1 protein-coding gene is annotated in these 539 nt (G+C 67.9%); it reads left to right on the top strand.

The window, feature by feature from the left end; genetic code table 11:
* Window positions 1-70 precede the first annotated feature (70 nt).
* Window positions 71-539, top strand: a 469-nt coding sequence (locus H7I41_RS10020; protein WP_264012427.1) for a 2,3-bisphosphoglycerate-dependent phosphoglycerate mutase, incomplete at its 3' end; no start/stop codon positions are given.

Here is a 539-nt window from a genome sequence, read left to right as displayed (position 1 = left end):
CTCATCGGGGATGGGAAGAGCGATCTCGTCGATAAGGACGACGATTCGGGCGCATGAGAAGATCTTCGCCATGGCGAATCTGATCCTGCTGCGTCACGGCGAAAGCCTGTGGAACGAGAAGAACCTGTTCACCGGTTGGGTCGATGTCGACCTGACCGACAAGGGCCGGGCCCAGGCCGTCCGCGGCGGTGAGCTGCTCGCCGAGCAGGGCGTGCTGCCCGACGTGCTGTACACCTCGCTGCTGCGCCGCGCCATCACCACCGCCAACCTGGCGCTGGACGCCGCCGACCGGCACTGGATCCCGGTGCACCGGGACTGGCGGCTCAACGAGCGGCACTACGGCGCCCTGCAGGGCCTGGACAAGTCCGAGACGCTGGCCAAGTACGGCGAGGAGCAGTTCATGGCGTGGCGTCGCAGCTACGACACCCCGCCGCCGCCCATCGAGAAGGGCAGCGAGTACAGCCAGGACACCGATCCGCGCTACGCCGACATCGTCGGTGGCCCGCTGGCGCTACGCCGACATCGTCGGTGGCCCGCTG

It is taken from the genome of [Mycobacterium] manitobense (genome assembly GCF_025821665.1).
GTDB lineage: Bacteria > Actinomycetota > Actinomycetes > Mycobacteriales > Mycobacteriaceae > Mycobacterium > Mycobacterium arseniciresistens.
The sequence above is the reverse complement of the archived record's forward strand: the minus strand, read 5'-3'. Positions and strand labels throughout refer to the sequence as shown.